A 13,569-nucleotide genomic window follows, 5' to 3' on the forward strand; every position below is an offset into this window, starting at 1 on the left:
GACGGGTCATCGGCAATATCCTCTGTTTCAAGTTCCATCGTGAGCAAAGACGAGAACCGACGACAAAAGCGGACAACACCTGAAATCTTGATGGTTTCCAATTCTGCCGCACTGCCTATGGTTGAACGACTGGAGGGTAAGCATATGGCAGATCGGGACAATTGGGGCGCGGTTCAGTCGCTTTTTGACGAACTGGTCGATCTCGATGCCGATGCGCGCCGGTCACGTCTTGACCGCGGCGACTTGGATCAGGCCGTCGTCGCCGATGTCAGATCCCTGCTCGCGGCAAGCGATGCCGAAGGCGTTCTGGACACTGACGGCGCCGGAAGCCTCGCGCCCGAAGCGGTGGCTGGATACAGCTCCCTGAGCGCCGGAACCGTGATCGGAAAGTTTGCGATCGAACGGCTTGTCGGGCGCGGGGGCATGGGGGAAGTTTATGCCGCGCGCCGGACGGATGCCGGATTTGAACAGCGGGTGGCGCTCAAACTCCTGCGTCCGGAAGCGGCATCACGGATCGATCTGTTCGAACGCGAGCGGCGACTGCTTGCGGGCCTTGAGCATCCCGGTATCGCGCGCCTGATCGATGGCGGCATAGCGCCCGACGGTCGGCCCTACATGGCCATGGAATATGTCGAGGGTCTGCCCATCGACCTGTGGTGCGCCGCCCAAACCGCCGATCTGGACACGCGCCTGCGGTTGCTCCGCGAAATCTGCGATGCCGTCGGTTATGCCCATACCCGCCTTGTCATCCACCGCGACCTGAAACCATCCAACATCCTGGTGGATGATCGCGGCCGGGTCCGTCTGCTCGATTTCGGGGTGGCGCGGCTGCTCGACGAATCGATGACGACGGGCGCCCCGACCCAGACAATGGTGACGCCCGACTATGCAGCTCCCGAGCAGCTGGGCAACGAGACTTCCACTGCGGTCACTGACATCTATGCGCTTGGCGCGGTCATGTACCAGTTGCTGGCCGGACGAGGGCCATGGGCGGGTGGCAGCCGTTCGCTGCCTTCGCTCATCCGCCGCGTCTTGAACGACGATCCGGCATTGCCGAGCGCTGTTTCGGAAGGTCCGATACCGGCGGCGCGGCTGGCCGGCGATCTTGATGCGATCGTGATGAAGGCGATGCGCCGGTCGCCCGACGAGCGATATCGCAGTGCGGCCGAGCTTGGTGACGACATTGCCCGGCACCAGCGACTGGAACCGGTCATCGCGCGCGATGGATCGAGGCGTTACATGATCGGGCGCTTCGTCAGACGCTACCGCTGGGCCGTCGGTGCCAGCGCCGCTGCAGTGATTGCCTTGATGATCGGTGCGGGCGGTATCTTCTGGCAGGCGCGCCAGACGGCAATCGAGCGCGACATTGCCCTCGCCGAGGCGCGGCGGTCTGAATCCATCGTGCGTATGCTCACGGTGATGTTTCGCGATACCGGGGCGAAGACAGGCGAGGAAGCAACGGTCAGTGAAATGCTCGATCAGACAGCCGGACGGCTTGCCGGATCGCTCGACACCAGCGCAAAGTCGGCAACGCTGATCGCCACATTGTTTGATTTGTACATGAATCTGGAGAATATTGCGGGCGCTGACTCGGTTGTGCGCAAGGCGCTCGCTCGCGGGATTGGCAAGGGCGATCCGGTGGCGACCGCGCAACTTCAGATGCGCCTTGCCTCGTCGTCTGCCGCGACAGGCAAGATCAACGACACAGGCCACCTGCTCGATGCGGCGGAAGCCGTGTTTCGCACCGATCCGGACCGGTATCGCAGTGAGCTTGTCGACATCAACACGCACCGGGCGCAGATGTTGCGGCGGGCGGGCAAAGCCGATGAAGCCATCCGGCTGCTCACCGCAACCTTGCCCCAGGCCAATATCGCGCTTGCGGAAAATCGCCGTGATCTGCTGACCATCTACAACAACGTTCTGGTCTATATGATCGAGGCCAACCAGCTCGGCGAGATGCCTGCGGTTTTCAGTCAGGCCGATGCGGTCATCGCGCGCGAGCGAGGGGAACTTACCATGCCAGGGCTGGCCATCGAACAGCTCAAGGGCATGCGCCTGTTGAAGCTGGGGCAGCCGGCGCGGGCAGAGAAGATCTTTACGGATGTGGTCGCGCAGCGCCGTGCAGCTTTCGGACGATCGGCAAGTCTTGCCGTCGATCTGGCCCAACTCGGCCGCGCGCAGATTGCCCTCGGCAAATTTGACGAGGCCGCCAAAGTCCTCGGCGAAGCGCGCCCGATTGCGGCTGAAAAGCTGACCCCGGCGGCAATGCCGACGCTGATCATCGGGCTTAATCTGGCAGAAGCCCTCGCTGAAAGCGGGAAGCTGGCCGAAGCGGATCGCGTAGTTGGGGAGGTCACCCCGTTGATGGCGGCCTTTCCCTCGACCAGTGTCCCCATGGGCGTCCTGGCGCGAACGCGGGCGGTCGTCCGGCTGAAGCAAGGCCGAACCGCCGAGGCGCGCGCGGCGCTTGATGAGGCGAGAGGCATATTTGTCGGCGCAGGTCCGTCGGGCGAGACTTATATGAAGGGTATCGGCGCCCTGGCTTCGCGCATAGCCGCGATGCGTTAGGCAACCGCCATTTCGCGATGGATCCACGCCCGCGCCTGAATCCACCAGCGGCGAACGGTGCGGTCGCTGACGCCCAGTACCTGCGCGGTCTCGATTTCGTCGAGCCCGGCAAAGAACCGGCAATCGACGACTTGCGCAAGCCTTGCATCCATTTCCGATAACGCCCTGAGCGCATCGCCCAGTCGCACGATCTCGCTGTCCTCGGGCATGGCGGCGGCGACATCGAGACTGCGGGTATAGCTTTCCACCTCCGCGTTGCGCTTGCCTGCCAGCCGCGCACGCGCCGCGTCGATCAGGATGTGCCGCATGGCGGTGGCGGCGCAGCCGAGGAAATGCGACTTGCTTTCCCACCCCTCGCGCTTTTGCAGCTTGATGTAGGCCTCTCCGATCAGGGCGGTCGCCTGAAGCGTCTGCGGTGATCCGGCGCGGTAGTGTTCGCGCCGCGCGATCACGTGCAGTTCGTCATAGAGCAGCGCGACGAATCCATCAGCGATCGCAGGGTTCGTCGGCGCGCCTTCGGTGTCGCAAATCAATGCCATGCCCATTTTGCTACCTGCGAGGGACCTTCGAACAGATGTGGACGGCCAAACGAGTTGAAGCAAGATCGCTTTAGAGGTCGTCGTCTATAAGGGCGCGCAACTTTTCTCCACAAGGCCTGTCCGGATTTGCCTGATTCCTCCGTCTCATTGGCTGTCAGCACAACTTTCCAGCCAAGGATGACATCATGCGCTCTCGCACTCGCCTGCTCCTCGCCGCCGCCGCGCCGCTTGCACTTGCCGCTGCCGCCACCCTTCCGTCGCCCGCGCGGGCAGACGCAACCGTCGATTGCAATGTGAACCTTGGTCCCGACGGCCTTGCCGGCACTGCCGATGACCCTGTCGAGACCACGGAGTGCGGCATCAATGCGATTGCAGATGGATTAAACGCTACCGCCATAGGAAATTCGGCTCGCGCCGGTGACTTTGCGACAGCGGTCGGCCGAAATGCCCGCGCGCTGGGCACCTCCGACACGGCAATCGGTCGCGGCGCCCTGGCAAGCGGATCGCAAAGCACCGCCCTCGGCTATCAGTCAGTCGCAACGGGTAACACCTCTACCGCTCTCGGCGTCGCTGCTAACGCTACCGGGGAAAGGAGCGTCGCGACCGGAGCATTCGCCACGACTCTCGGCGATTTCAGCGCGGCCTATGGCTTTGATTCGCGCGCCAGTGGACTGAACAGCGTTGCCGTCGGCTCGCAAGCGCGAGCCAACGTCGATCAGGGGACGGCAATTGGCGCGTTGGCGACCACAGGTGGTGGTTTGAGCACGGCGGTCGGGTATAACTCAAAGGCGTTGGGTGTCGCGGATACTGCGCTTGGGCGTGGTGCGCTTGCCAGCGGCTCGCAAAGTACCGCTGTCGGCTATCAGTCAGTGGCGACAGGCAACACGACGACGGCGCTTGGCGTCGCGGCGACCGCTACCGGTGAACGGAGCGTCGCCACCGGCGCATTCGCCACGACCAGCGGTGATTTCAGCGCGGCCTATGGCTTTGATTCCCGGACTGCCGGGCTCTTGAGTGTTGCCCTCGGCGCAAGCTCGCGGGCCACCGTCGAGCGGGCGACGACGCTGGGGGCGAATGCCAGCACCATGGCCGTCAACAGCGTGGCGCTGGGGGCAGGGTCCGTGGCCGACCGCGCTAACACCGTTTCGGTCGGGGCGGCCGGCAGCGAGCGCAGCGTCGCCAATGTCGCTGCCGGCACGCTCGCGACCGATGCGGTCAATCGAGCACAGCTTGATCTCGTCAGTTCTGCAGCGACGGGCGCTCAGGCGCTGGCAACCGTCGCCGCCGCCAATGCAACATCGGCACAAGCCGCCGCCGCGCTGGCGCAAACCTCGGCCAATACAGCACTTGCCAATGCCGTTACGGCTCAGGGAACCGCAAACCTTGCTCGCGCCGAGGCCGCTGCGGCCCTTGCCGCGGCCAATGCCGGCGGTGCTGGCAGTGCTGCGGCGCAGGCCACTGCCAACTCGGCGCTCGCCAATGCGGCGGCCGCCCAGACCGCTGCGAATGCCGCCATCGCTAACGCCGCAACCGCCCAAGGGACGGCAGACACAGCCCGCGCCGAGGCTGCTGTCGCCCAATCCACAGCGACGACCGCGCTTGCCAATGCAGCGACTGCGCAATCCACGGCCAATACCGCGCTCGCCAATGGCGCCTATTTCCGGTCGAACAGCACGGGTCCGGGACCGCAGGCGACGGGGGCAGATGCCATTGCGGTAGGTGCATCAGCCGTGGCAAGCGGCCCACAGTCCGTTGCCATCGGCCTGGGCGCACGGGCAATCACCGGTCAGGCCGTCTCCATCGGGGCGGGCAATACCGCATCGGGTAATGGCGCAGTGGCCATCGGCGACCCGAACACAGCCACCGGAACGGGTGCAGTTGCGCTGGGCGCGAACAACACGGCCACCGGAACCGGGGCGGTCGCGCTCGGCAACCTCAACACCGCTGTCGGCAACGGTTCGATCGCGATCGGCAATGGCTCGAACGCATCGCAGGCGGGGGCGATCGCCATCGGCACGGGGGTAACGACCGTCAGGACCAATCAGGTTGCGCTCGGTTCGGCAACTTCAACCTACACGCTGCCGGGAATCGCTGGATCGCAAAGTGCGGCGGCACAATCGGGCGGGCTCAGCCTGGTTACGACCGACCTCGGCGGCAACCTGGCAGCTTCGAGCCTCGACATTGGTGTTTTGAACGGCCTGAACGGCCGTACGTCGACGCTCGAGAGCAAGGTCGGCGCCTTGCAGGTCAACCTGATGGACACTGCCCGGCAGGCCAATGGCGGCATTGCGGCGGCCATGGCGCTTGGCGGGACAATACTCCCGCCCGACGCCAACTTCGCCATCTCATTCAACCTGGCCACTTACCGTGGCGAGCAGGGCTTCTCTGGCGCGGCGATCGCCCGGGTTAGCGAACGTGTTTACCTGAGCGGTGGTTTTGCGGGATCGACCGTCAAGGGATCGACCGGGGGACGGGTCGGCGTGACCTTCGGCTGGTAGTCGCCAAGGCCATTATCCAGTCAATTTCGGACATGCGGTGATCAGCTGGCCGCAAGTTCGCGAACTCGCCGCAATCAATGTGCCTTATTCCGGCCTCTCACCATGAGTGGGGGGCCGGAATGGTATGATTTCCTTGCCCCTTCAGCCATGGCTAATGCGAAGCCTCTGTTCGCCTCGTCCCCATCACCGAAAAGGACGGCGGTGCGGAGGACTATCTATACGTCGCGGACGTAGCGGGTCTGCTCGCCTGGGTGCAGATGGGGACGATCGAGTTCCACGCCTGGGGTGGCCGGGCCGGTGACGTCGAGCAGCCCGACTTCATGATCTTCGGCCTCGATCCAGACGAAGGGCTCGATTTTGAGGCGGTGAAGTCGGCAGCGCGGCGCATTCAGGACCGGCTGGCTGACATCGGCCTCGTCAGCTTCGCAATGCTTTCAGGCGGCAAGGGCGTTCATGTCATCGTACCGTTTACGCCGGGTCACGCCTTGGAAGCACATAAGGATTTCGCGCATCGCTTTGCTGAAGCGCTCAGTCTTGCAGAACCGGACCGCATCCTCGCGACGATGAACAAGGCCAAGCGCAAGGGGAAGATTTTGATCGACTGGCTCCGCAACCGGCGGGGCGCAACGGCCGTTCTGCCGCATTCTTCAAGGGCGCGCGCCCATTCTCCTGTTGCCGTTCCCATCACCTGGGGCGAACTGGCAGAACTGACCAATGCTCATCCTTTTGGCGTTGGAGACACTAAAGTGCTTTTGCGCCGCAGCCGCAGCAAGGCTTTGCCGGGTTGGGGATTGCCGCCTGCGCGCAAGATTCAGCAGATGAAGATGCTGAGGATGCGCACCCGGGCCCGGCCTGGTCGCTGTCGCTGTCAGGCGGGGCGTCGCTGCCCGATGACGGTAGCAGCGAAACCTTCCAGCAAGTGGGCATCACCCGCGCCTGCGCAGGAGGATAATCGTGTCGAACCAACGATTCACAGGTCGAGCTGAATTGCCCACAATCAGATGTTCCCTGAAATCCTTGCCTTTTGCCCATGCAAGTTAAGGCTAAGACTTTATTTGTTTTTTCGAAAATTCCCTGCGGCATCTACGCATACATGGCGAGCCACGATGTTAAATCCGGACAAATAAAATCACGGAATGAACCACGAATTCCGGGATTAGGCGCAGATGATTCAGGCACAGGCACGCAAAGGCTCGCGAACGCTTATTGCGTTGCTTGTAGTAGCTTTTGCCATAATCGCGATTGTCGTTGGCCAGATCCGCTTCGGTGGTCCGATTTCACGAGCCAACACGCTTCAGGATGCGTTGCTCGCCGATATCCTGCCGCCGCCGGCCTTCGTGGTCGAACCCTACCTCCACGCCACGCTGATCGCGGTCGATCCCGACCGGACCGATGCCGAGCTTGCGCTGATTGCCAAGAACCGCGGCGAATTCAATGACCGCCGCGCCTATTGGAAAACCGCACCGCTGCCACCCGAACTGCGCGGCGGGGTCGAGAAGACGCTCGCCGATGCCGAAGCGTTCTGGCACGTCATGGACACGCAGTTCATTCCGGCCGCCAAAGCCAACGACAGGGCCGCCCTTCGCTCGATCACCACGGGTGAGCTGCGCAACCGATTTGAAGCGCAGCATGCCCAGATCGACCGGCTGGTCGCCCAATCGAACGCGTACCGCGCCAGCTTCCTGGCGTACAACAACCGCTTGACGGCGATCGAGATCGGCGCGGTTGGGCTGATCGCCCTGCTGTGCATCGCCGCCGCCTGGATGGCCGGCAAGCTGATCCAGAGCCGTATCGTCGCCCCCCTGACCACGACCGCCGAAGCCATCAAGGCGATGGCCGAGGGCAATTATGAGCGGGAAGTCAGCGGTCAGGATCGCAGCGATGAAATCGGCGTGATGGCGCGCGCCATGGAAATCTTCCGAAAGGCCGGAATCGAGCGGGCACGGATCGAACAGGACCAGCGCATCGTGGTTCAGGCGCTGGGTGCGGGACTGGAGCAGCTGGCCGATCAGCATCTTGAATACCGCATCAAACAGGCGTTTCCCCCGGTTTACGAAGGGCTGCGAGCGACCTTCAACCAGGCATTCAATACGCTGTGCCAGCGCATCGGCGCGGTGCGTGTGGGGGCGGGTAACCTGATGGTGTCGATCACCGAGATTCGCGAGGCAACTGACGATCTGGCCAGCCGCAACGAGGACCAGGCAGCCCGCCTGGAAGAGACCAACGCGGCCATGGGCTTGGTCACCGCCAGCGTCAGGCAAACGGCTCAAGGCGCCGCCGATGTTCGTGCGGCAATGGCGCAGGCGCAGAACGAGGCGACCGAGGGCGGTGCCGTGGTTTGCGATGCCATCGCGGCCATGGCCCTGATCGAGCAATCGACCGGCAAAATCACCCAGATCACCGATCTCATCGACGGCATCGCTTTCCAGACCAACCTGCTTGCGCTCAATGCCGGGGTGGAAGCGGCGCGCGCGGGCGAAGCAGGCAACGGCTTTGCGGTAGTTGCCACCGAAGTGCGGGCGCTGGCGAAACGCTCTGCCGACGCCGCCAGCGAAATCAAGACGCTGATCGCGGCCAGCTCGCGCCAGGTGACTGCCGGGGTGGCGCTGGTAGGCCAGACCGGTGACAAGCTTGGTCAGATCGTCACGCGGGTTGATGCTGTTACCAGTCTCGTCAACGAAATTGCCGACGCTGCCAGCCGCCAGGCCGAGCAACTGCGCGTGGTCAACGATGCGGTTGGCGAAATGGACGGCATGACACAGCGCAATGCGGCAATGGTCGAGGAAACCTCCGCCGCCACCCGCAGCCTGGCCAGCGAAGCCGGGCAGCTGAACGCGATCATCTCGGCATTCCACACCCGCGACATGCTCAGCAGGCCAAGTACCGTGAATAATCCCGAACATCTTCGCCGCAGCAGTATCAACGACTACGTTGACTTCACCCCGCACAAGACAGGGGCTTCCGCCAGCCCGCCGAAGCCTGCTCCCCGGTTGTCGGGCAACCTCGCGTTGGCACTGGTGGACTAGGATCAACCATCACGCGGTTGGACGGCAGGGTGTCGTGAGGCCCGACAATCACGCTTTAGCTGGCTAACGACGGGATTGTTGTCGTGTCCGGAAAGGCGCCTTCTTATAGTGCGCCGGAAAGCGGTTATTTGCGCCAGGCCTGAACGAGCCGAGGCTATCGATGCCTGTGCGCCTCCTTCCTCGATAACTGGAATGTCGTGGATTGGCGACTGACAGCTATCAGGCGGCACCCTCTGGAAAGCTGCCGTTCGACTACGCAGCACCCATCGTGCGGAGCAGAAAACTTGCGTCGACCCATTCGGATCAATGCGAAGGAGGTATCGGTCTTACCGCGCAATCAGCAGTCTCGCCGACTCGTCCCCCCGGTACGGTGATGATCGCGCGGCGATAGCGGGTCAGCGTTGGCGTGCCGTCGTCGCTTACCTCCAAGATCACGTGAACCTTGTAGTTGGCAGGTGGCGTGAACTGGTCGACGTTCACCTCACCGCTGACCTCGACAGTCGCGGAGTCGGCGCTGTCGGACGAAAGCTTCACTTGTGGTGCAGCCAGTCCGCTCGCTTCGCGATACCACCACCATCGATAGCTCAAGCGATTGCCGTCTGGATCGGTCGAGCCGGCTGCTGACAGGCTGATTGGCTTGCCGGGACAGGCGGCGAGTTCAACTGGTGCGAGGCCTCCATGCAAATTCAACTGCGGCTGCGGCGGGTGATTGGCCTGCTTGTAGGTCGGGGTGACAGACCAGGTCATCCGAGCGGCGAAGTCGTTCTGAAATGCGGAGCGCCAGCGCCAGATGGTGGCCTGCGGACTGAACTGCATCTTGCCATCAACGCCGGCAACCATGTCACTCGTCGACGCCCAGAGGCCAAGTTCATTGGTGAGCTTCTCATAACGCCCGCCCCAGCCGCCCCAGTCGGGTCGCTCAGTGGTGGAAAGGCCGTTCGGTATCAAATTGAGGAACGACGGCGTGTCCCCCTCCATGATGTAGGGTGGCAACGGGTAAAGGGTGCCTAGCGGACCCTTGCTGCGGATGTTCGCGCTCAGCCAATCCTTGCTGACATGCGACATATCCGTGCCAGACAGCGGTGCGGAGATGCCTGTCCAGGTGGCGAGGTTATAGCGCGTGAAGCCGTGGACGCTTGTGATCCAGAACAGTTTGGGGAAGTAGGCCCTCGCCCACGGCCCCGCGTCGTCTTGGTCCGAGATCGAGTAGACCCTGAGCTTAGCGACGAAGCGATCGAGCTCAGCTGGCGTACGGGTCGCCCGCACGGTCCATAATGCCTGAGCAAGATCGGCCGCACCGCCCCAAACCGCCACCCAGACAGGCCGGGGGTCGTGCCTGTCCACTGCTGCGATGATCAGCCGCGAGGCGGCGGTGTCCTTGTTCTTTCCGACCCCGGTCATGCCGTAGACCGGGCTGCCACTCAGCACCACCCGTCGCACAGTCTCGACTTCAGGGTAGCGCTGATCATGTTGGCGCAGGTTGCCGAGCACTTGGCCGTAAGCCGCGACACGCTCGTCGATCAGATTGCGCATCGGATTGTTAGGATGATGCCGCGAGGTCGTGGCAATCAGACCTTCGATGTCGATCTCGTTGGTATAAAGCAGCAGGCGGACCATAGACTCGGAATCGTCGGGTTCATTGCCGATGTCGGTCAGCACGATCAGACGTGAGCGGGCTTGCTCCGCAGGAGCTGCCATGACGGGCATGGCACTGGCACAAGCCAGAGCGAAGGCGAGGCTTGCAAAGCGGCGGTACATGGGTTCTCTCGCGGTAAGGAAATGGCCGCTTAGCAGATTGGCGCGGCGGCTCCCATACGAAGGATTTATTGTCGTACCCGGAAAGTTCGCTGCCGGTTCCACAATTGGTAACCGGCCCCACCAATGCAAAAGCGGCGGGCAATCGCTTGCCCGCCCCCCTTTGTCTGTCGCTCAAAAAGCGCCGCGCGAATTACTTCTTCGCAGCAGCCTTCTTGGCCGGAGCCTTCTTGGCGCCCTTGGCCGGGGCCGGAGCGGCGTCTTCGGCTTCGATTGCCACCTGCAGCTCGTCCTTGGTCACGGTGCGTTCGGTGACTTCGGCCTTGTCGAACAGGAAGTCGACGACCTTGTCCTCATAGAGCGGCGCGCGCAGCTGGGCGGCGGCGAGCGGTTCGTTCTGGAGGTATTCGGCGAAGCGCTGGCGATCTTCGGGGCGGTACTGCTGCGCTGCCTGCTGGACCAGCATGTTCATTTCCTGCGCGGAGACTTCGACGATGCGCCGGCATGGCGTGTGTCGGCGCATGATCTTGAGCGGCTGAGCTGCGAACGGCTGTCCGACCTGCTGATGGGTACGCAAGTCATCTGCGATCATACCGAAGGCGGCTCAGCTGACATCATCACCGCCATCGTGGAGGGCCGGCAGCCGACCTCGTTGACTGCTCGCACCCTGCACGACATCGACCTGCCGCTCGCCTGGGCTGACCAGCGCGCGCTCCTCGGGTTCGCCTGAGGCCAACCTTCCCATTCTCCACTGCAGTCAGGATTTTGGCGCCAGAGACGCGGGGCATTCTGCGACGATATGTTGGGGCGAATGCGGGAGTCTCTGACTGCACTCGACATTAGCGGATAGGCTAATTGCCGCAGAACTGCGCCATTCCGGCCGCCTGATCTGCAGGGTGCCCCTTCAGGGGTAGTTATTCAGGACTGATTGGTGCGCGACGCAGTCCGGAGCGAGTCAGTCTCAAGTGGCGTTTTCCCTGTTTTATGGGAATTTACAGGGAAAAATGCAAATTCGGTTGTTTTTAGCGCGTTATGGCACTCGCAAGGCCTCAGAACTCCTCAGGTTTTCGCTGTAAATTCCCTGCGTGACGTAACAGGGAATTTTTTCAACTGAACAAGGAATTCCACCTCCGATCTGGGCGCATAACTGGGAATTCAATTCTCCCGATTTGCCCAAAACCTCCCGTTGCGTGGGATCGACGGAGGTGATTGTTGGATCTGGAGAGCCCGCGGTAAAACACGGGCGGCCTATCGCAGGATGGGCTGCGCAATCGTGGGACGGGTTACAGCTTGCATGGGATGAGCGTGGGACCTGCAGTGATGGGAAGGTACGCATGCTGGGGGCAGGGCACGCCCGGTTTTGCCCTGGTCGAGATCGACGCGTTGCTTGATGTTGCGGGAATCGTGTTCACCGATTTTCATGCGGTTCGGCACTCATGTTTCGCACTGCTACAGCCTCGATCGCTAGCAAGCTCCGTTGCTCCAGGCAGGCGCCCGGTCAAGGTAAGGTCGTGACGGGTTCCCAGGCGGTTCTGTCGAATCGAGGCATCCGCCAGACATTGGCTCATCGGCCACTGGTGGCTTGCGAATCAAAATCAAAATCCGATATGTGAGAAATATATCCATATAATGGGAATCTGTTTTTCAGAGGTGAGGGGCGATCACGGTCATGGACGTGCTATTACGCCGATGCTCCACCGTGCGTCTGAATGGCTGCCTGACTGACCGTCAATGAGGTCACAATAGGGATAAAGACAAATGCAGAAGGGCACGCTTTCACGCCGTGGATTCATTGGAGCGGTCAGCAGTTCGGCGGTCGCCGCCAGCCTTTTTGATGCTTCAGTGGCGGCGCAGGTCATACCTTCCACCAGAACCAACATTCTGTATGTGCACTCGCACGATTCAGGGCGTTTCTGGTCGCCTTACGGCGTTGATGTTCCAACGCCGCACATAGGAGCGATGGCCCGCGAAGGTGTCACGTTCCGGTAAATGCATTGCACGTCGCCTTCCTGTTCATCGAGTCGGGCAGCAATGTTGACCGGTCAATCGTCGCATAGCAGTGGTATGCTTGGTCTGGCGCATCGCGGATGGAAATTTTCGCATCCAGAGCGGCACATCGTCCATACCCTGCGCGCGAATGGCTACCGTACCGCCCTTGCGGGCTTGCAGCATGTTGCCATCGACGCTCGTACAATCGGCTACGATGAAGTTCTGCCGCATACCAGCGATCACGTACCGGATGTCTGTCCGAATGCGGTAGCTTTCCTCTTTCGAGCGGCAAGTCAGGACAAGCCGTTCTTTCTCGACGTTGGCTTTTTCGAAACCCACCGGGAATTCCCGAAGCCAACCGACGATCCTGCCTTTATTCAGCCACCCTACCCACTTCCAGATACGCCGGAAACGCGCCAGGATATGGCCGGCTATCACGCCAGTGTCCGCTTGTTCGACGATGGCGTCGGACAGCTGCTTCGCGCGCTGGACCAGGCGGGTCTTGCCGAGAATACGCTGGTCATTGTCACCACAGATCATGGAATCGCGTTTCCAACCATGAAAGCCGGGCTCTATGACGGCGGTACCGGTGTCGGGATGATCATGCGAGGGCCGGGAGTTTTCTCGTCCCCACAAGCGATTGACGCGCTCTTGTCGCAAATAGATCTGTTTCCGACGCTGTGTGATTACATCCGCGTCAACAAGCCGACATGGCTTGAAGGCAAATCCATGTTGCCGGTTATTTCCAAAGGTAGCCCAGGTATCCGGGATGCAGTTTTCAGTGAGCTCAATTTTCATTCGGCATATGAGCCGGTACGGGCCGTGCGCACTGCAAGATATAAGTATATCCGGCGGTTCGATAAGCGAAAATATCCAGTAGTTACCAACTGCGACGATGGCCTGACCAAGAGGTTATGGGTCAGAAATGGCTGGCAAACCCTTCCTCTTTGCGCCGACAAGCATGGTGAGGAACTTTACGACTTGATGTTTGATCCCGCAGAACGAAACAACATCGCCAGCCGGGCGGATATGAAAGCGGAAATGCAGTCCATGCGGCAGCGCCTTGGAGACTGGATGCGTGAAACAGATGATCCGTTGCTCCGTGGCCCAATTTTGGTTCCCAAAGGCGTACGTACCGACGACCCTAACGCCGTGAACTCTACCGCAGTTAAGGCTTACTGAATTGCTGCCGGC

At 61.7% G+C, this 13,569-nt stretch carries 8 protein-coding genes and 2 pseudogenes; 7 read left to right on the forward strand and 3 right to left on the reverse strand.

All coding sequences use genetic code 11. The features are described from left to right. Positions 1–144: 144 nt before the first annotated feature. On the forward strand, positions 145–2,568 hold the full coding sequence (locus tag RMO89_RS14935; RefSeq protein ID WP_310534083.1) for a serine/threonine-protein kinase: 2,424 nt from the start codon (positions 145–147) through the stop codon (positions 2,566–2,568). Here RMO89_RS14935 and RMO89_RS14940 read toward each other — a convergent pair. After that, positions 2,565–3,107, reverse strand: a complete 543-nt coding sequence (locus RMO89_RS14940) for an ECF-type sigma factor (protein WP_310534085.1) — start codon at positions 3,105–3,107, stop codon at positions 2,565–2,567. The genes RMO89_RS14935 and RMO89_RS14940 overlap by 4 nt on opposite strands. 185 nt (positions 3,108–3,292) lie before the next feature. On the opposite strand from RMO89_RS14940, the gene RMO89_RS14945 reads away from it, so the two are divergent. The 3 genes and pseudogenes from RMO89_RS14945 to RMO89_RS14955 all read left to right on the forward strand — a co-directional run bounded on the left by RMO89_RS14945 (position 3,293) and on the right by RMO89_RS14955 (position 8,631). After that, on the forward strand, positions 3,293–5,605 hold the full coding sequence (locus RMO89_RS14945; protein WP_310534086.1) for a YadA-like family protein: 2,313 nt from the start codon (positions 3,293–3,295) through the stop codon (positions 5,603–5,605). Positions 5,606–5,772: 167 nt separating this feature from the next. After that, positions 5,773–6,396, forward strand: a pseudogene (locus RMO89_RS14950) (ATP-dependent DNA ligase); the annotation flags it as partial. Between the two features lie 420 nt (positions 6,397–6,816). Continuing rightward, the gene (locus tag RMO89_RS14955) at positions 6,817–8,631 is read left to right on the forward strand and encodes a HAMP domain-containing methyl-accepting chemotaxis protein (RefSeq protein ID WP_310534087.1); all 1,815 of its coding nucleotides are present in this window, start codon (positions 6,817–6,819) and stop codon (positions 8,629–8,631) included. Between the two features lie 303 nt (positions 8,632–8,934). Here RMO89_RS14955 and RMO89_RS14960 read toward each other — a convergent pair whose 3' ends face one another. Both RMO89_RS14960 and RMO89_RS14965 read right to left on the reverse strand, forming a co-directional pair. After that, positions 8,935–10,389 carry a nucleoside hydrolase-like domain-containing protein gene (locus tag RMO89_RS14960; protein ID WP_310534088.1) on the reverse strand — a complete coding sequence of 485 codons (1,455 nt, stop codon included), beginning with the start codon at positions 10,387–10,389 and terminating at the stop codon, positions 8,935–8,937. Between the two features lie 193 nt (positions 10,390–10,582). Next, positions 10,583–10,879, reverse strand: a pseudogene (locus RMO89_RS14965) (trigger factor); the annotation flags it as partial. Between the two features lie 72 nt (positions 10,880–10,951). Here RMO89_RS14965 and RMO89_RS14970 point away from each other — a divergent pair. The 3 genes from RMO89_RS14970 (at position 10,952) to RMO89_RS14980 (ending at position 13,557) form a co-directional block, all read left to right on the forward strand. Continuing rightward, entirely contained in the window at positions 10,952–11,116 is a 165-nt protein-coding gene (locus RMO89_RS14970) for a hypothetical protein (protein WP_310534090.1), read from the forward strand. 1,028 nt (positions 11,117–12,144) lie between these two features. After that, positions 12,145–12,375, forward strand: a complete 231-nt coding sequence (locus tag RMO89_RS14975; RefSeq protein WP_310534093.1) for a hypothetical protein — start codon at positions 12,145–12,147, stop codon at positions 12,373–12,375. Further along, positions 12,376–13,557, forward strand: a complete 1,182-nt coding sequence (locus tag RMO89_RS14980; protein ID WP_310534095.1) for a sulfatase — start codon at positions 12,376–12,378, stop codon at positions 13,555–13,557. Positions 13,558–13,569: the final 12 nt, after the last annotated feature.

Origin of the sequence: Novosphingobium sp. (genome assembly GCF_031424035.1) — a bacterium.
Taxonomy (GTDB): Bacteria; Pseudomonadota; Alphaproteobacteria; order Sphingomonadales; family Sphingomonadaceae; genus Novosphingobium.